The organism is Allorhizobium pseudoryzae, assembly GCF_011046245.1.
Taxonomy (GTDB): domain Bacteria; phylum Pseudomonadota; class Alphaproteobacteria; order Rhizobiales; family Rhizobiaceae; genus Neorhizobium; species Neorhizobium pseudoryzae.
Genome location: NZ_CP049244.1, coordinates 506,366 through 524,230 on the forward strand (window position 1 = coordinate 506,366; position 17,865 = coordinate 524,230).

A 17,865-nucleotide genomic window follows, 5' to 3' on the forward strand; every position below is an offset into this window, starting at 1 on the left:
AAAGAGGAGAACGAACCAGATGATGAAACGCCTTTCCCTCAAAACCGCGCTTGCCGCCTTCACTCTTTCGATGATGGGCTTTGCTCTTCCGGCTGCTGCCGAAACCGTGACCTTTGCGTGGAGCCCCAATCCCCAGACCCCTCAGGTCGATGTTGCCCTGGCCAAGGGCTACTTCAAGCAGGCCGGGCTCGACGTGAACATCGTATCGTTTCCCAGCGGGCGCGAAGGGTTCGAAGCGCTGATCGGAAACCAGGTGGATTTCAGCTTCATGGCGGAGTTTCCTGCCGTAACCGGCGCCTTGCGCGGGCAGAAATTCGGTGTTGTCGGGGATCTGGCACGCTATGAGGGGTCGCGCATCATCGGTTCGGCAAAGTTCAAGGAACTGAAGTCCCCCGCCGATCTCGCCGGTCTGAAGATCGGCACCACGCTTGGCACCAATGTTGACTATTATCTGAGCCAGGTGCTGACGACGGCCGGCGTCAAGGCAGAAATCATCAATGCCGCCCCCTCCGACCTCATCCCGTCCCTCGTGCGCGGTGATGTCGAGGCGGCAGTGACCTTCCCGACCTTCTATGAGATGGGCAAGAAAACCCTCGGGGACAACTACCGGGAATTGCGCGTTGGCGCCTATCAGCCGCATTTCATCATCGCGGCCTCCCAATCGACCTTGGACAAGAAGCCGGCGACGACCCAGGCGTTTCTCGGCGCGCTTGCCAAGGCGGAAGCCGATGTGAAGGCTGATCCCGATGCGGCCATGGACGCGGTTCTGGCAAACCTCAAGGGGGCGACGAACAAGGACGCCCTGAAGGCAATGTGGGCCGATACCCAGTTCCGCATGACCCTGGACAAGAACCTGCTCGACCTCATGGTATCGCAAGGCAACTGGATCATCACCAAGGGCGTCGTGAAGGCCGAGGCGCCGACGTCTGCCAGCATGCGCCCGTATCTGGTCGATGGCCCGCTGAAAGCAATCGATCCTGCGCGCGTAGATCTGCCTTGAACCGGTGGTCAAGCCTTGATCAAGAAATGAAGAGGGCGCCCGTAGTGGCGGCCTTTTCCATTGAAAAGCCAGTACGGAGTTTTACGTATTCCGCGCCTGGATGGGCGTATTGACGTGTGTGGGACCGGGCCGTCATGATCAGGCGGCTTTCGGTGCAATCAGCGAGACTGATTTCCGAACCAGAGCCAGAGCTGCTCCAATCGTGACGGAAGAGACCCTAACACGTCCCGATACAGGATTGACTTTCGGGCCGATTGACAAGTCTTGCCTTCACGCCGAAACGTTGGCCTCTTCTTCCATCTCCCGAGGCCTAAACGATGCGATATAGGGGGCTTGACCTCAATCTTCTGGTGGCTCTCGACGCATTGTTGCGCACGCAGAACGTTTCGCGGGCGGCTGATGCTGTCAATATTACCCAGCCAGCGATGAGTGCGGCGCTGGCGCGGCTCAGGCAATATTTCAGCGATCCGCTGCTGATTACCCGCGGTGGTAAGTCCGTGCTTTCACCCTTGGCCCAGACACTGGCGACGCCGGTTTTCGAGATGCTGCGGACCATTGATCGCACGATCATCACCCAGCCGTCCTTCGATCCGAGCGTGGACGAAAGAGATTTCAGCCTGCTGGCCGCGGACACGCTTGTCGCGGGCCTCCTGGCAAAGCCGCTGCAACATGTGTTCCGGCAGGCCCCGAAGCTGCGTCTGGAGATCGCGACGCCCCATGGAGATCTCGGGGAGCGGCTGGAGGCAGGCCGTGTCGATCTGATCATTGCTCCGGAAATCTATTGTTCGCCGGACCATCCCAAGGAACTGCTTCTGGAGGAAGATCATCGTGTCATTGCCTGCCGCCAGACCTTCGAGGCGGACCACCTCACCCTAAGGGACTATGCTGCAGCGGATCATGTGGAGGTTTTTGTCGGGTCGCCGCAAAAGCCCTATTTGCCCGAGCCTCTGTTTTCGTCCATGGGATTCCAGCGAAGAGTCGCCGTGAAGCTGGATAACTTCTCCCTTGTCCCGTTTTTCCTTTCAGGTACGAAGCGGCTGGCAACGTTGCCGGCGAAGACGGCCGAGCTTTACATGTCCTTTGCGGACCTGAAGCTGCTGGATCCACCCTTTCCTATTCCACCCGTCCGGCTCGTCATGCAATGGCATTCGCGCGCCAATGGCGATCAGGGGCTGAACTGGCTGCGCAGCAATCTCAGGCATCATCTGGAGGCGGAGGAGCAACAGTATAAATCCCATTTATACCGCCTCGCGTTGCAAACGATTTGAACACCCGCACCGCCTGCTGCTAACTCCCGCTCCACACGTCAACATATGCATGCCGGGAGAGAGAAGCCATGTGCGAGAACTGCAAGACACCTCAATTCAATATGACGCGCCGAAATACTTTGGCGACGCTGGGTGCCGGTCTGCTGAGCCCATTTCTGGCCTCCGCACTGCCGAAACCGGCTGCAGCGGAAGACGTCAAAGGCGCTGCCAAGTCGCCCCGTGAGATCCTGATCCGCGGCGGCTATGTGCTGCCCGTCGATCCTGCCATGAAGGACCTGGTCAAGGGCGATGTGCATATCCGGGATGGTCAGATCGTTGCGGTCGCAGAGCGTATTGAGGCCTCGGGCGCGGAGGTTATTGATGCGTCCGAGATGATTGTTCTGCCGGGCTTTGTGGATACCCATTGGCACATGTGGGATGGTCTCTGGCGGGGCCTGGTCAACGATGCCACCGACTATTTCAACCGTCACGACCTGCTCCCGTATTACAGTGTCGAGGATCATCACACCGCTGTTCAGTATGCGGCGCTGGAAGCGATCAATGCCGGATATACCACCTGCCATAACTGGGCGCACGGCCTGCGAGACTATGACGACGTGGAGGCCGAGCTGTCAGCTTTGGAGGAAGCTGGCATTCGCGCGAAGCTGAGCTATAATGGCGTCATTCAAAACGTGCCGACCCCCGCCGCCGATCTTCAACGGGCGCTGGACTGGATTGCGGCCCATGGAAAGGGCCGGTTGGGTCTCGGAATGACCTTGGACAATGCCGGGGAGTATTTTAAGCCGCAGGTTGAGCTTGCCCGTAAACTGAAGCTGCGCCCCATCACCGACCATGGTGGCTTCATGGCGTATCCGGATGTCATCGGGCCTGAGTTTATCTTTACCCATGGTGCGGGCATCGCGCCCGAGGCCGTCGCCATGATCGCCGGCAAGAAGCTCGGCGTTGCCCTGTGCCCCAGCACGGACCCGATGATCGGTGCGGGGCTTCCGCCGGTCTACGCGTTGATTGAAGGCGGCGTTCCGCTCGACAATATCAGCATGAGCATCGACGTCACCTGCCAGTCGCCAGCCGATCCCTTTACCGGGATGAGAACCCTGGTCAATTCCAGCCGCATCCAGCAGGTCGAGGCCAACAAGCTGACCGGCGATCTGCTGGGAATTGCCCACAAGGGCCTGAAATGGGTTTTCAGCTATCGTGATGCCATTCGCGTCGGAACCCTCAGCGGCGCTCATGTTTTGGGCCTTTCCGATCAGATCGGTTCGCTGACGCCGGGCAAGCGCGCAGACGTGATTCTGGTGCGCACCGACCAGCCCAACATGCTGCCTGCTGCAAACACCAACCCCGCCTTCCAGGTCGTCCAGCACGCAACGCCGACGGATGTCGATACCGTGATCATTGACGGCATCATCCGCAAGCGCCAGGGCAAGTTGGTCGGCGTCGATGTCCATGCCGTTGTTGAAAAAGCGGCACGGGCTCAGGAGGCCATTCGCAAGCGCGCCAACATGCCGGTGCTCGATACGACGCTTTGATCTCCGTCTGTGGCGATGCCACCATCGCATGAGGCGCAGGACCCGGATGGCATTCATGGTCATTCGGGCAGGCGTGCTCGCAACGGACGTTATGGATGACGGATCCGACGCGCGGGACCTTGGGGTTCAGCGCCATGGCCGAATTCATCTCGAAGAGGAGCGCCCGCCCTGCTCACCATAATCCCAAGACTCGCGGATGGTGCAGGTCTTTCCCAGTGCGCTACACGCCCGCCGCTTCCTGGGTTGCGCAAGTGAGGTTTGCGCCAATCGCACGCGCCCGCTGAAGACCGGCCTGGGAAGATGCGTCGTCGAGCGGAAGCAGGAGGTCCAACCCCATTCTGCGAGCACCGGCATAGCCGAAAATGCCCTCATCGATCTGTGTGCGGAGTGCCTTAGCATACCCTCGTTTATCATAGGTGTGCTGCGTTGCCCCGCCAATCGCCACCGTCTGCACCGAAAGCCGACCGAGAAGACGGGTCGTTTCCTGCCCCTCGGCATCGATATAGGCCCAACCATTGGTGAAGACGCGGTCGATCCAGCCTTTGAGAATGGCGGGCATGGACCACCAATAAACGGGAAAGATCAGAATCAGCAGATCAGCGCGGTCGATCCTTGCCTGCTCGGCAACAACGTCGGCTGGCAAAGCTGTTCCGTCGCGAAAGGCCCGGTAATCCGCATCCGTATAGCTTGGGTCAAAACCCTCCGCTGTCAGATCGGCAATTTCGACCGTGTTCTGCGGGTCTTCCTGAAGGCCCGCGATCACCTGCTTGGCCACGGCATGGGTGTACGATCCGGCGTCGGGGTGAGCGATCACGATAAGAGAATGCATGAGAGATTTCCTTCTGAAGGCGTTTCAATCACAGGCGGTTTGCTAAACCGCCTTCGGGATGCGGGCGATAACCTTGATTTCGAAATCGAACCCGGCAAGCCAAGTGACGCCAATGGCAGTCCAGTTCGGAAAAGGCGGTGCCGGGAAGAACTCGTCCTTGATCGGCATCAGGATCTCGATTTGGTTCTGCGGGTCCGTGTGGAACGTCGTGACATCGACGATGTCGTCAAAGGTGCAGCCCGCAGCTTCCAGCGTTTCCCGCAAATTCTGGAATGCCAGCCGAACCTGCGCGCCGAAATCAGGCTCCGCCGTTCCGTCCTCACGGCTGCCGACCTGCCCCGAGACGAACAGCAGGTCGCCGGATTGAATGGCCGCAGAGTAGCCGTGCTGCTGGTAAAGCGCGTGCCGGTGGGCTGGGAAAATGGCTGTACGGGTGGTCATGGGTCTTCCTTTCAGATGGTGCCAGCAAAGTTGCTTCCAATGGCGATGCATTTCAGATACTGTCCGTATGTCAAATAATGGCATACGCTACGTATGTCAAATTAAATACGTTTCGTATGTGAAATGAGGACGGAATGGCGAAGACGCGTGCACAAACGATGGAGGAAAACCGGGCAAAACTCATTGCGGCTGCACGCAAGGCCTTTGCCGAAAAAGGATATGCCGCCGCCTCGATGGATGAGCTGACGGCAGAGGCGGGTCTTACGCGCGGCGCGCTCTATCACAATTTCGGGGACAAACGCGGGCTTTTTGCCGCTGTGGTCAATCAGATCGATTCCGAAATGGCAGCTCGCGCCAAGGCGGTTGCAGCCACCGAGCCTGACGAGTGGAAGGCGCTGCTCGCAGAGGGAATAGCCTATATTGAAATGGCGCTTGATCCGGAAGTGCAGCGCATTGTGCTGCTCGATGGGCCTGCTGTGCTGGGTGATCCGTCCAAATGGCCGAGCCAGGACAATTGCCTGCAAGTGACACGGCAAGCCGTCGAGCGGCTGATCGCGCATGGCACCATGAAACCGCTGGATGCCGAAGCCGCCGCCCGGCTGATCAGCGGCGCGTCCCTCAACGCCGCCCTCTGGGTGGCTGCGAGCGAAGATGCTGCCGCGGTGCTGGCAAAGGCTGTCGAGGCTTTTTGCGCAATCGCCAGCGGGGTTCTCGTGCAACAAAACTGATGTGCTGCGTTTTTTGGCGCAGGATGATCGCAGTTAAACCAATGCATCGTTGTGACTGCGCCGCCTCAGATTTTGCCACGTTGGCATCATAACGGCGACCGGCTCACGGCGTCGCCCGACGAAAGCCCCTCACCTTCAAAAACGCCATACCATGGAGTGAGGTTGTTGCTCCGAAGCGGAGATCAGCACGTCAGGGAGGCGGGGTACTATCTTGCCCCCCGCCTCGTTAACACGCCTCGACCTGCCGAAACCGTATTTCATGACCCGGTCTCTGGCATCCGGTTATTTTGCAACAACACTTCCAAGGCTGCTCGCCGGACCTGTCAAGGCCGCACATGCCGAAGACCAAGCGTTGGTGTCATAGCCCAGGGCAGTTCTCAACCATGCCAGCGTCATGCGCTTCGTCGCCTCAAGCGCATCCGGTGCTTCGATCTCAGTCTCTTTGGCGTCGAGCCCGGCAATACCGCCAAGGCCGTGGCCCACGCCATCAAGCGTCAGCAGCGCATGCGCACCCATCCCGTCGTGGTAGGCATCGGCGTGCCACTCCGGACCACGGGGCGTAAAATGCGGATTGTCATCTGCCCCGCAGATGACCAGGCTCGGCGTCGTCAAGTTTGAGAAGTCAAGGTCGAAGAACGGAAAGCGTGCAGCGTTTTCTTCCGTCAGGTCCTTCCCTCCTCGGCCCGGAGCCGTGAGAAGAATCCCGGCCTTGATACGTGGATCGCGAAACTTTTCTCCGTGAAGTTCCGCCCCCAGAAGCAGGCTCATGGTATGGCCACCGAAAGAATGTCCTGCCGCCGCGATGGAGTTATGGTCAAAACGGCCAGAGACGGCCGGTGCACACTCTTCAATCTCGGTTAGCCGGTCGATGATTGTCCTGATCTCCGTAACACGCTCGCGCCAGAAGAAGGGGGCTCCTTCGGCATCCGCAGGAAGACCGCCGACGCGGGAACTCGCGTGGGTGGGCTGAATAACCGCAAAGCCGCGCTCCGCCCAGAAATGTGCCATATGCGCATAGCCGTCCTTCGACGGAACATAGAAGGACGGCCCGAACCCATGCGACAGAATGACGATGGGGAGGTTATCGCCGGTTGCCGGTGCCGTCAGACGCAGTTCCAGAGGCTGCCGCCCAGCCATGTCGAGGCGGATCGGCGAGTAAGCTATGGTGAGAGCGGCATCCGGCGTCGGAATGGTGCGGGCAATGTCGATAAGATTGTTCGTGGTCATGCGTGATCTCCTTGTGCACCACCAAGATGGACGAACAAGATTGGATCATCTATATCTGAACGTCCGCATTTATTTCGTGAAAGTCCAGATATGTCCGATCCACTCGCCGAGATCGTCTCATTGCTCAAGCCTATGCCGTCGATTGCCAAGCTGGTGACCGCTGGCGGGGCCTGGTTGGTCGAGCGTCGTGAGCTTGGAAGTCCGTTCTATTGTACGATTGTGGAAGGACGTTGCCTGCTGACGATCGCTGGCCGATCGCCGATCATGCTCGAGACCGGGGATTTCATTCTCGTCCCGCAAATTCACGCATTCACCATGAGCAGCCTTCAACCGCCGCCGCCGGGCACGTTGCCGCGACGGCTGGAGACCAACCCCGGCGTCTTCCGCCTCGGCGATCCAGACGCGCCAGCCGATGTCACGGCCATGGTGGGTCACTGTTCTTTCTTGGCGAACGACAAGCAATTGCTAAGTTCGCTGCTGCCGGACATCATACATGCCCGAGGCGAGCGTCGGCTTATGGATCTCGTCGCGATGATTCACGCCGAGATGGTCGGCGGACGTGCGGCGCGGGATATGATCCTTGCCCGGTTGTTGGAGGTTCTCTTCATCGATGCGATGCGCAGTTCAGGAGCGGCAGAGACATCTCCCGGCCTGTTGCGTGGCCTTTCTGACATCCGGCTCGCGCCAGCGCTGCGGCGCATTCATCAGGACCCGAGCAAAGACGTGTCCGTCAAGACATTGGCAGAGACCGCCGCCATGTCTCGATCGGCATTTTTTGAGCGTTTTCGAAGAGAGGTGGGCGTGTCTCCGATGGAATACGTGGCGGGTTGGCGCATGGCGCTTGCAAAGGACCTGTTGATCCGGCGAGAGACGCCGCTGGTCGAGATCGCAACAAAAATTGGCTATGCCTCGGCCAGCGCGTTTAGCGTCGCTTTCACGCGCTATGTCGGCGTCACGCCGGGGGTTTTCGCCAAAACAGACGGCCCCCTGTAGTCCTTTCTCTCCGCCCCCTGCCGTTTCGTCAACGGTGTTCACGATAAGCCTTTTCGGCATGTCCGGAACATTCGCATTTCCGGGCACGCCAATATCCTTTGTTCTGTTATCGTCGATACACAATTGTCGAAGATGTCTGGCCTCAAAGGCGTTTGGTCGACCTGTCCTTCAGCAACACGAAAAGCAACCCGCTCGCCAGCAAGGTCACGGCATAGACCGCGAGGCCGGGCGCGTAGCTCTGGAAGTGCGTGCGGCTCAGCGGAAGGAGCGTTGCGCCCAAGGCTGCGCCCAACTGAAACACGGCGAAGATCGTGCCATAGATGCGCCCAAAGGCAGCAAGGCCGAAGCTGCGCTTGATGATATAGCTCAGCACGTCGAACTCGGCACCGTAAACCATGCCAATCAAGAGGGCGGACAGGAACACCAGACCCCCCACCGGAGCGGAGGCATAGATGAGACAAGCCAGGGCTCCGCCAAGGCAGACGGCACTCATCAGACGTTTTGCTGGCACATAGTCCAGAAGAACACCTGTCAGGAAGCGGCCGAGCAGCACAGCGATGCCAAAGACCGACTGTACGAAGGCAGCCTTCTGCGGCGTTAGCCCCCCATCGATCAACAGGGAAATCTGGTTCGTGACAAGGCCTGTGTTGACAAAGCCGAGCAGGAAGAAGGCGAGCGACAGCACGATAAAAGCCCGCGTTCTGACGAGCGTTTTGAAATCGCCTGTCTCCTGTGCGATTGCAGCACCTGTGCCTTGGGCGGCAGGCACCTTCTTTGCCTCGTGCAGAAAGAGGGCATTGACCGGCAGGACAATCAGGATGACGATGATGCCAAGGCTGACATAGGCCCATTGCACTGACCCGTTGAGGATTGCAAAGGTAATGACCGGCGGAAGGAGGGCCGCGCCCAGACCGATGCCGCCATTGGCAACGCCGATTGCAAGGCCAAGCCGCCGCTCGAACCAGGTGCTGACGACCCTGAGATAAGACACGGGCCACAATCCGATGCCAAGCAGCGGCAAGACCGCATACATCACGTAGAAGCCGATGATATTGCCGGAGAGGAAATACATGCTGCCCAGGCCAAGCGCAAAGGTGACGCTGGATGCCAGCACGATCGGTCGGGTGCCGAAGCGATCAATCAGATAGCCCTGGATCGGTGAAATCACCATGATCATCAGCGACACAATCGTCGCTGCAAACAGGATGGAAGGTTTCGACCAACCGAAGGTGCGCGATAAGGGCTCAACGAAAACCCCGAACAAAAAGAGCAGGAAGGTGCTTGGCCCGAAAACCAGCCCCACCGTTGCCGCTGCAGTCGCCCCTACGGCCTGGCGGCTGGTATCTTTTACTAGAGGAGCCCCTCCTCTCCCCGGCACAACTGCTATCGTATCGTTGGTCATATTGTCTCCCTCCCGATGACAATTGATGGACTGACTAATGGGCCGGCCAGTCCCGCGGCCTGTGTGGCATCAAGCCTTCAAATGGACGGCTGCTCGTCTTGCCAGCACGCGGATCAGGTTTTCCCGATAGGCGCGCGATCCATGGCGATCGTCAAAGATATCGAGATCATCGAAACGAAGTTCGGCGATGTCGGCCAGTGGCGCGCCGGTGGTCAGCAACCGTTCCAGATCGCCGCAGCGAAAGGCTCCCTCTCCAGAGGCACCGGTGATTCCTGCTCGATAGTGACTGTTCGATCTGGCGAGAAAGACGCCCGCCATCGCGTAGCCGGAGGCCGGATGCGGAAACTTCTCGTATCGCGCAATGTCCGGCGCATCGAAGGTGATTGCGGTCACGAGTTCGTGCTGGTGAAGCGCGGTCTCGAACATGCCGACCAGAAAATCCTCGACGGCAATCGTGCGAATGTCCGTCTCTATTCGAGCATCAAGCACAATCAAGGCGGCTGGATAATCGGCGCCCGGATCATTGTTGGCGACGGCGCCGCCAATGGTACCGCGGTTGCGCACATGGCGGTCACCAATCTGGCTGGCGAGATCGCACAATGCGGGGCATACGGCATTCAGGGCGGCGTTGTCCGCAATCGCGGCATGGGTAACGGCGGCACCGACACGCACGGAACGTCCCTCCACGGTGATATCCCTCATGCCAGGGAGGCCCGTCACGTCCAGAAGGTCGGAGGGCGCCACAAGGCCCAGCTTCATGGATGGCAGCAGGGTCATTCCGCCGGAGATGTACCTGGCATCATCGCATGCCTCGAGCGCTGCGAGCCGGGCTTGCTGCGAGCCGAGGCGATGAAAGGAAAACGGTTCCATCTTCATGCTCCCCTTTTCATTCCGCCGCCTGCGCAGCGACGTCGAGACGCTTCGCCGCATCGAGAATGGCGTTGATGATGTTCTGATAGCCCGTGCAGCGACAGAGATTGCCCTTCAGCGCATGCGCCACCTGATCTCGCGTCAACTGGCTGCCTTCTCGCTCGATCAGATCGATGGCCGTGATCACCAGACCGGCGGTGCAGTAACCGCACTGCAAAGCATGGTGCCGTTGAAAAGCCTCCTGAACCGCGTGAAGAGATGTGGTTTGCGAAACGCCTTCGATCGTTGCCACCGAACACCCGTGGGCCTGCACGGCCAGCATGGTGCAGGATTTGACCGTCGCGCCATCCACGGACACCACGCAGGCGCCGCACTGCGACGTGTCGCAGCCCACATGGGTTCCGGTAAGGCCCAGGTCTTCCCTGAGAAAGGACACGAGCAGCTGGTGGTCCTCGACGGAGCGTCGAACGTCTTTGCCGTTGATACGTAGTTCAATGCTGGACATTGATTTTCTCCTCCAATTCCGTTCTCACGCCGCCGTAGCAATGTGCGAAATGCGATCGAAGAATTGCTGGGAAAGCTTGCGGGACGTGGATTCGATAAGTCGTCCACCCAGTTGTGCCAGTTTGCCGCCGACACTGGCATCGACGGTGTAGTGCACCACGGTACCGTCATCCTGCTCTTCCAGCCGAACATTGGCGCCGCCTTTGGCAAAGCCCGCTATTCCGCCATTTCCTTCGCCCGTAATGCGGTAGCTTTCCGGTTCCTGCACGTCGAGAAGCTGCACGCGGCCACTGAACTTGGCCTTCACCGGACCAATCGCCACCGTCACCGTTGCAGTATACCCCTCATCGACTGCCTCGAGCGTCTGGCAGCCGGGAATGGCCTCGCGCAGAACGTCGGGATCGTTGATCAGAGCCCACACCTCGGCGCGCGAGCGCGGCACAAAGAAACGTCCCTCAATGTTCATGATTGCATTCCTTTTACTTCGCCGTGCTGGCCGGCTGCTGCATGCAGGGCGTCCCAAAGACGGCCAGCGGTCACAGGCATTTGCAGATCGGTGACACCGAGTGGGCGTACGGCATCGAGAATGGCGTTGACGATGGCTGCGGGCGTACCGATGGTGCCGGATTCGCCGATGCCCTTGACGCCCAGCACGTTCGATGTGCTGGGGATTTCGATGAGTTTCGACTGGATGAACGGCATGTGGTCGGCGCGCGGCAGGCAATAATCCATCAGCGAACCGGTGGTGAGCTGGCCCGTTTCGTCATAGACCATCTCCTCAAGGAGTGCCTGACCGATGCCCTGCGCGCAGCCACCATGGATCTGCCCTTCGCAGATCATCGGATTGAGCGCCTTTCCCACATCATCCATACACACGAAGCGGTCGATACGGATCTCACCTGTTTCTGGCGTCACTTCGACTTCGCACACCTGACAGCCGTTGGGGAAATTCGGCTGCGCACCGGGCTTGCCTGCGGATGTGCCCTCCCCGTAAAGCCCCAGCGAAAAGCGCATGACGGGACCGGCGGGCAGGTAGAAGAACCGCGCCACATCCTTCAAAGACATCGTCTGGTTGGAGGTTCGGGTGCGGAACAGACCATCGGCAAACTCGACATCGTTTTCCTCGACCTTCAGCAGGACGGCTGCCATTTTGGACGCCTTGAGGACAAGATCATCGACTGCCTTGCGCAGCGCTGTGCCGCCCAGCATGGAGCTGCGGGCCGCGAAGGTCCCACGGCCGATCAGCACCTTGTCTGTATCGCCCTGGACATATCGAATGTCCTTCATGTCGAGCGACAGCCATTCGGACACCATCTGACTGAATACGGTGGCATGTCCCTGTCCGTGCGAATGGGTGCCGGCAATGATCGTCAGCGTGCCGGAGGGATCGAAACGGATTTCCATACGCTCGTTCATCACACCCGCCACTTCGATGTAGGAAGTAATCGAGCGCCCCCGCAGACGTCCCGCCTGTTCGCTTGCCGCGCGGCGCTCGGCAAAACCATCCCAATCAGCAAGCTCAGCGCATTCACTGGCAAGACGAGGGAAATCACCGCTGTCGTAGGTCAGGCCAGCGCCGTTGGTATATGGCATCTGCTGCGGCAAAACATAGTTGCGCGCCCGGATTTCGCGGGGATCGAGCCGTAGCTTTGAGGCCGCCTCATCCATCAGCCTTTCGATCACAAAGGCCGCTTCAGGCCGGCCCGCCCCACGATAAACCGAGAGCGGCGCAATATTCGTGAAAACAGCATTGGTCTCCAGATCGACTGCTGGAATAACGTAGGTGCCCGGAAGCAGCTGCATCGAGAAGAAGAGTGGCGGTGTGGCCGTGCCCCAGAAATAAGCACCCAGATTATGATAGGCGCGCACGCGAAGCCCGAGAATGCGTCCAGAGACATCGAGCGCCATTTCGGCATGCGCCGTCTGGCCGCGCCCTTGCGTATCCGTCTGCATGGCTTCGCTGCGCGTCGCGATCCACTTGACCGGCCGCCCCACGCGCCGCGAGGCCCAGAGGACAAGCCCGTCTTCGGGGTGCATATGCGCCTTGAGGCCAAAGCCGCCACCGACATCGGGAGAAATGACGCGCAAAGCAGATTCTGGAATGTTCAGTACGACGGAGGCGAGAATACGGCGAAACCCGTGCGGATCTTGCGAGCTGGTATGGAGCGTATAGTGATCTTCGCCGGCATTGAAATCACCGATGCAGCCGCGTGGCTCCAGCGAAAACGGTGCGATACGCGGACTTGCAAAGCTTCGGCTGACAACGAGATGCGCAGCCTCGAAGGCTTCGGCCGTCTGCTGGGCATCACCGAATTTAAGCGTCACGGAGCGGTTGCCGGTGGGGCAGTCCTCCCACAGGACTGGAGCGTCGGGATCGAGCGCGGCTTTTGCATCCACCACGGCGGGTCGCGCGGCATAATCCACGATGACAGCATCGGCGGCAGCGCGTGCCTGGTCCGCCGTTTCGGCAATCACCATGGCGACGCGCTCTCCTACGAAACGAACCCGGTCCTTGATCAGCAAGGGTCGCAAGGTCGCGTAGCCCGGTGGGCCGCCCCATAGTTCCGGCATGAAAAAAGGCGGCACCTTGCCCAGCCCATCCGCTTCGACATCATGACCCGTCAACACGGCCAGAACGCCAGGCATTGTCTCAGCTTCGCTTTTATCAATCGACAGGATGTCGGCGTGGGCGTGCGGGGACAGCACCATCGCTGCATGACACTGCCGGGGCAAAGTGATGTCATCGACATAGCGTCCCTGACCGGTCAGAAAGCGCCGGTCCTCGATCCGTAAAACGGGTTTTCCGATGGTCATGGTTTCCTCCTCCCCTCTCCCTGCTGTATCGAGTTGCCGATGCGTTAGGGTTCCCGGATCGACGCTTTGAGAGTGTTGTTCACTGCTGCTGCCTGCTCAAAGAGCGGAATGTGGGCGGCTCCCGGAATGATGGAGAACCGTGCACCGGCAATGGCATCGGCCAACGCCTTGCCTGCGGCGGGCGGCGTGGCCTCGTCCAATTCTCCTACCGCAACCGACACCGGCATGGTGAGACGGGCGGCGTGCGGACGGCAATCGGCAATCGCCAGCGCATCGCAACCGGCGGCGTATCCTTCCGAAGACATGCGGGCGAGCATGGTGGCAAGCCCGCGGCCAAAGGGCGTTTCCGCGGCCTGCGGCGTGATCCACCGCGACAGAACACCGCCGGCGATGGAAGCCAGCCCATCCGCTCGGATCTTTGCGGCGCGATCCTTCCACATCTGCGGGGCGAGGCTGACGATATTGCTATCGAAGAGCGTCAATGTGCGCACGCGGTCCGGCAACGTTCCGGCAACACACTGCGCCACCAGACCGCCGATGGAGATGCCCGCAAGGTGGAAGCGTTCAACGCCAAGCTCCCACAGCAGAGCGACAATATCCTCTGCGAGTGCTTCGACCGTGACGGGCGTGCAGGAAAGATCACTGAGGCCGTGGCCGCGGAAATCAGGGCAGATCACATAATGCGTTCGGCTAAAGGCACGAACCTGCTCCTGCCAGACATCGTGCGACGTACCAAGCGAATGGAGCAAAACCAGTGCCGGATCATGCGCGCTGCCGTGAAGCGCCACATGGATATTGTGGTCGTTGACGCTGATAAACATGGTCAAAACTCCTCATTCAGCGCGGCAAGCGCCTTTTCCACAACGGCGGTTTGCGCTTGTGGGGCGGCGCGTTCACGCTCCAACCGGCTAATCTCGAGAGACGAGTCGACAACCAGCTTGCAGCGCGCATACCGTCGTTGCATGAAGCATTGCAGCGCGGTGGGAACATGTGGCTGTCGGGCGATCTCCTCGCCCAGCACAAGACCGTCCTCAATGCCCATTCCGGCACCGGATGCCAGTTGCGGCGTGGTGGCATGGGCGGCATCACCGATCAGCACTGTGTTTCCACGCAGCCAGGTCTCACCGGCCAGTACCGTTTCCAATGGGCGGCAGATGATGTTGGAACGCTCATGCAGACCGTCCGCCACCTCGCGCAGGATGCCGCCATAGCTGTGCAAGAGGTCTCGTAGCACAACATGCTGCTCTGCTTCATTGCGCCAGACCGGCTCCGGCTGAGCCTCAAGATAGAACATGTACATCTGGTCCGGTGCGACCGGATTGAGACCAACCTTGGCCGGACCGCCCAAAAAGAAGGTGCGCCGCACGATGGAAGGATGACGCTCCATCATTAATCGCCAGCACATCTGCCCCGCATAACGAGGCACAGGTGCCGTCTCGAACATCTGTTGACGCGTTCGCGAATAGATGCCATCGGCACCGACCACCAGATCGTAGGTCGTAGAAGTGCCGTTGCTGAAGCGGACAGTGGCAAGATCGCCATGCCAATCGATGGCTTCCACCGTGACGCCCAGCATGACCGTGGGGTTCAAAGCCAGGAAGCGCTCGGACATGATGCGATGAAGCGTCGGTCGCAGGATGCCGCCGGCTGTCGGAATATCGCCAAGCGCATCGTTGCGTGTATCGATGCTGAACAGCGGCTTACCGTCGGCGGAACAGATGTCGATCCCATCGGCGGTGTAGCCATGTTCAAGCACGGCATCAAGAATGCCGAGCCGGCCCATGGCCCGAAGCGTCGGGCCGGTAATCGTAATGCCTGCCCCATAGACCCGCCAATGCGGGTCCTGGTCACAGAGGTCCACGGTCAGGCCTGCCTCACGAAGGGCAATGCCCGCTGTCATGCCGGCAATGCCGCCGCCGATGATGAGCGCTTTGCGTGTTTCAGCCATGGTTGGCCGTCGCCGCTGCGAGTTCGGCCTGGCCAAAATGGCCGATGCCGATACCCGTGTACCAATCATTGACAGCACGATAATAAGCGCGGCGGAAAGGCAAGCCGCCCGCAGCCCCCATGGCCGCCATCCACATGCGGATTTCTTCGGCCCCATTCCCGGCGGTGTGCACCTGCTCCGTCGCATAGGTCACCACCGCATCCGGATCGCCCGCCTCCAGAAGCTGGAGCAGCGTTTCATCGAATTCGCGGTTGACCATGCCCATGCGCGGCGTGGCGATATCGTGGCTGATGCCGCCGGTCGCCAGAATGGCCACGCGCTCCACGCCGTCATAGCGGCGGATCGCATCACCGAGGAACTTTCCGAACTGGTAGCAGCGGCGCATCGTCGGCATGGGCGGCTGCACGCAGTTGAACAAGATCGGCACGATGGGCAGGTCGGGATCGAGACCCGCGAGCTCAAGCGGCGTCAAGGATCCATGATCGAGGACCATGTCCATGGAAAAGCTTGGGTCGAAATCGGCATTGAGGGCCTCCTGCAGGAGGTAGGCACCAAAGGCCTGATTGCCGGCAAACACCCGCCGCTTGGCCTTCAGCCAGTGTTCGATTGGGCTTTCATAGCTTTCTCCAACGCCAATGCACAGGGCCGGAAAGTTGTCGAGGAAGAAGTTGTGCAGATGGTCGTTGGAAAGCACCACCAGCGCATCGGGCTTGCCGGATTCGAACTCCCGTCCCATCGCTTCATAGGCACCAAAGATCTCGGTGCGCAGGTCCGCCGGGATCCGGTCAGGGAAGTTCAGCATGACCGGTGTATGGCTTGCGGTATAGATTCCGGTCAGTTCAGCCATTTGTCGTCTCCTTCTTTCATCAGGCTGCGCAGAGCGGCAAGCGATACGTCTTCGGGGATCCGAACGCCGATGCAGTGGGCGCGCAGAAGGTAGGGGTTCACACCCGCCTCATAGAGACCGGCGACATCGTTGCCGCTGATCTTCTCTGCCATCTCTGGGCTCAGCTTGAAACGAGCCAGATAAGCCGCCTTGTCCTGATTGTAGGCGGCCAGATCATCGGGCTTGTGGTGGAGTTCGTAGAGTACCTTATCCAGAAGATAGGCCTCCGTGGTTGGCATCATCAGCCGCCAATTGCTCATGGCAGTCTCTCCCATTACTTCAGGTGATTAGCGACCCACGACACAATCGTGGGAACTGTGTGTGGGCCAAATCCCATATGACCGCCTGGGAACAGGCGGACGGACTTCGGGCTGCCGTGCTCCAGAAGCAGATGGATATCGGCAATCGGGCACTGCTTGTCGTCCTTGCCGTTCACCAGCAGCAGCGGTGCACAGGGTTGCGAAAGAAGCCCCTGGTCCAGCAGGGAAAGAACCCGGAAACCTTCGATATATTCGGCATCGCTTTGTGCCCCGAGCATGCGGCTGCGGGTTTCAACGAGTTCCATCAGGTAACTGTCAGGGTAGCGGGATGCTTCGACCCATTCTGGTTGGAACATGTAATGCACGCCACCACCCCAATTGACCGCGCAACGCAGCTTTTCGGGCATCAGGTGGGCAAGCTTGGTGGCCCAGTGGCCGCCGAAGGAACGGCCGATCAAAGCAATGCGGCTGCCGTCGAGATCCGCCGCCTGCCTCGCCCAGTCGATCACGGGGGCGAACTGGATCTCACCATTGCGGCGCGCCTTGATCGGCGACTGACCAGTGCCAACATTGTCTAGGGCAATCGTGGCAATGCCTGCCGAGACCAGCTGGCTGGAAAGCTCGGTCATCTCTTCCTTCCAGGCATCGACACCGCCCCACATGATCACGACGGGCGGCTTTTCCACACCGACAGGCTTGCGCAGATAGAAGCGGATCTCGTGGGACAGCGCATCCGGTGCGTCGAAGGGAAGGCTTACCGGCAAGATCGGCGGATCGGCCAGTGCGCCGAACTTGGCATAGGCCTCGAGTTCAAGTCGGTAGCTCTCTTCCTTGTCCGGATGGTTCGGGCAAGGAAAGCGGCCGAGAAAATAGAAGCCATAAGCTTGATAATAGGCGTCCCGCGCCGCGCCCGCATCACTGGCGGCAATAGCCGACTCGGCCTTTTCCATGTAGCTATTGCCGGTTGCGATCCAGGCCTTTGCCCAGTGTGCGCCATCCAGCCCTTCCAGCCTGTCGATGGTGTCAGACGTTGCCTGAGGGTCGGTCAACCCGAGCGGATGGATGCGTTTGGCAAGACGATCCCGCATCCAGGCCTTGGCATCGTCAAGAGATCGTGGTCCGGTTAGTTCGCCCGTCGGTGCCGACATCAGCAGTCTCCCTGATTT

18 protein-coding genes are annotated in these 17,865 nt (G+C 59.8%); 5 read left to right on the top strand and 13 right to left on the bottom strand.

Features of this window, described 5'->3' with window-relative positions:
- Positions 1–19 precede the first annotated feature (19 nt).
- The 3 genes from G6N78_RS21260 to G6N78_RS21270 all read left to right on the top strand — a co-directional run bounded on the left by G6N78_RS21260 (position 20) and on the right by G6N78_RS21270 (position 3,797).
- Positions 20–1,000, top strand: a complete 981-nt coding sequence (locus tag G6N78_RS21260; protein WP_234906078.1) for an ABC transporter substrate-binding protein — start codon at positions 20–22, stop codon at positions 998–1,000.
- Between the two features lie 350 nt (positions 1,001–1,350).
- A complete protein-coding gene (locus G6N78_RS21265) occupies positions 1,351–2,268 on the top strand; it encodes a LysR family transcriptional regulator (RefSeq protein ID WP_165223591.1) in 918 nt (305 codons plus the stop codon).
- A gap of 68 nt (positions 2,269–2,336) precedes the next feature.
- Positions 2,337–3,797 carry an amidohydrolase family protein gene (locus tag G6N78_RS21270; RefSeq protein ID WP_165223592.1) on the top strand — a complete coding sequence of 487 codons (1,461 nt, stop codon included), beginning with the start codon at positions 2,337–2,339 and terminating at the stop codon, positions 3,795–3,797.
- 220 nt (positions 3,798–4,017) lie between these two features.
- Here the strand turns inward: G6N78_RS21270 and G6N78_RS21275 are convergent, their stop codons facing one another.
- Positions 4,018–4,626, bottom strand: a complete 609-nt coding sequence (locus tag G6N78_RS21275) for an NAD(P)H-dependent oxidoreductase (RefSeq protein ID WP_165223594.1) — start codon at positions 4,624–4,626, stop codon at positions 4,018–4,020.
- A gap of 42 nt (positions 4,627–4,668) precedes the next feature.
- Entirely contained in the window at positions 4,669–5,067 is a 399-nt protein-coding gene (locus tag G6N78_RS21280) for a RidA family protein (RefSeq protein WP_165223596.1), read from the bottom strand.
- A 134-nt stretch (positions 5,068–5,201) separates the two neighbouring features.
- On the opposite strand from G6N78_RS21280, the gene G6N78_RS21285 reads away from it, so the two are divergent.
- Entirely contained in the window at positions 5,202–5,795 is a 594-nt protein-coding gene (locus G6N78_RS21285) for a TetR/AcrR family transcriptional regulator (protein ID WP_165223598.1), read from the top strand.
- A gap of 282 nt (positions 5,796–6,077) precedes the next feature.
- On the opposite strand, the gene G6N78_RS21290 is transcribed toward G6N78_RS21285, so the two are convergent.
- Positions 6,078–7,022 carry an alpha/beta hydrolase family protein gene (locus tag G6N78_RS21290; RefSeq protein WP_165223600.1) on the bottom strand — a complete coding sequence of 315 codons (945 nt, stop codon included), beginning with the start codon at positions 7,020–7,022 and terminating at the stop codon, positions 6,078–6,080.
- A gap of 90 nt (positions 7,023–7,112) precedes the next feature.
- On the opposite strand from G6N78_RS21290, the gene G6N78_RS21295 reads away from it, so the two are divergent.
- A complete protein-coding gene (locus G6N78_RS21295; RefSeq protein ID WP_165223602.1) occupies positions 7,113–8,015 on the top strand; it encodes a helix-turn-helix transcriptional regulator in 903 nt (300 codons plus the stop codon).
- Positions 8,016–8,157: 142 nt separating this feature from the next.
- On the opposite strand, the gene G6N78_RS21300 is transcribed toward G6N78_RS21295, so the two are convergent.
- The 10 genes from G6N78_RS21300 to G6N78_RS21345 form a co-directional block, all read right to left on the bottom strand.
- A complete protein-coding gene (locus G6N78_RS21300) occupies positions 8,158–9,417 on the bottom strand; it encodes an MFS transporter (RefSeq protein WP_165223604.1) in 1,260 nt (419 codons plus the stop codon).
- 69 nt (positions 9,418–9,486) lie between these two features.
- Entirely contained in the window at positions 9,487–10,287 is an 801-nt protein-coding gene (locus G6N78_RS21305; RefSeq protein ID WP_165223606.1) for an FAD binding domain-containing protein, read from the bottom strand.
- 16 nt (positions 10,288–10,303) lie between these two features.
- Entirely contained in the window at positions 10,304–10,792 is a 489-nt protein-coding gene (locus tag G6N78_RS21310; protein WP_165223609.1) for a (2Fe-2S)-binding protein, read from the bottom strand.
- Between the two features lie 24 nt (positions 10,793–10,816).
- Positions 10,817–11,257: an SRPBCC family protein gene (locus tag G6N78_RS21315; RefSeq protein WP_165223611.1), complete on the bottom strand. Its 441-nt coding sequence runs from the start codon at positions 11,255–11,257 to the stop codon at positions 10,817–10,819.
- Positions 11,254–13,605, bottom strand: a complete 2,352-nt coding sequence (locus tag G6N78_RS21320; protein ID WP_165223614.1) for a xanthine dehydrogenase family protein molybdopterin-binding subunit — start codon at positions 13,603–13,605, stop codon at positions 11,254–11,256. The genes G6N78_RS21315 and G6N78_RS21320 overlap by 4 nt, the downstream gene beginning before the upstream one ends.
- Positions 13,606–13,649: 44 nt before the next feature.
- Positions 13,650–14,426: an alpha/beta fold hydrolase gene (locus G6N78_RS21325; RefSeq protein WP_165223617.1), complete on the bottom strand. Its 777-nt coding sequence runs from the start codon at positions 14,424–14,426 to the stop codon at positions 13,650–13,652.
- Between the two features lie 2 nt (positions 14,427–14,428).
- Positions 14,429–15,553 (bottom strand): FAD-dependent monooxygenase, encoded by a 1,125-nt coding sequence (locus G6N78_RS21330; protein WP_165223619.1) that lies wholly within the window; start codon positions 15,551–15,553, stop codon positions 14,429–14,431.
- Positions 15,546–16,400 (bottom strand): DODA-type extradiol aromatic ring-opening family dioxygenase, encoded by an 855-nt coding sequence (locus tag G6N78_RS21335; protein ID WP_165223621.1) that lies wholly within the window; start codon positions 16,398–16,400, stop codon positions 15,546–15,548. Before G6N78_RS21335 ends, G6N78_RS21330 begins: the two co-directional genes overlap by 8 nt.
- A complete protein-coding gene (locus G6N78_RS21340; RefSeq protein ID WP_146936022.1) occupies positions 16,388–16,699 on the bottom strand; it encodes a subunit of meta cleavage enzyme in 312 nt (103 codons plus the stop codon). Before G6N78_RS21340 ends, G6N78_RS21335 begins: the two co-directional genes overlap by 13 nt.
- A 14-nt stretch (positions 16,700–16,713) precedes the next feature.
- Positions 16,714–17,847 carry an alpha/beta hydrolase family protein gene (locus G6N78_RS21345; RefSeq protein WP_165223623.1) on the bottom strand — a complete coding sequence of 378 codons (1,134 nt, stop codon included), beginning with the start codon at positions 17,845–17,847 and terminating at the stop codon, positions 16,714–16,716.
- Between the last annotated feature and the right edge of the window lie 18 nt (positions 17,848–17,865).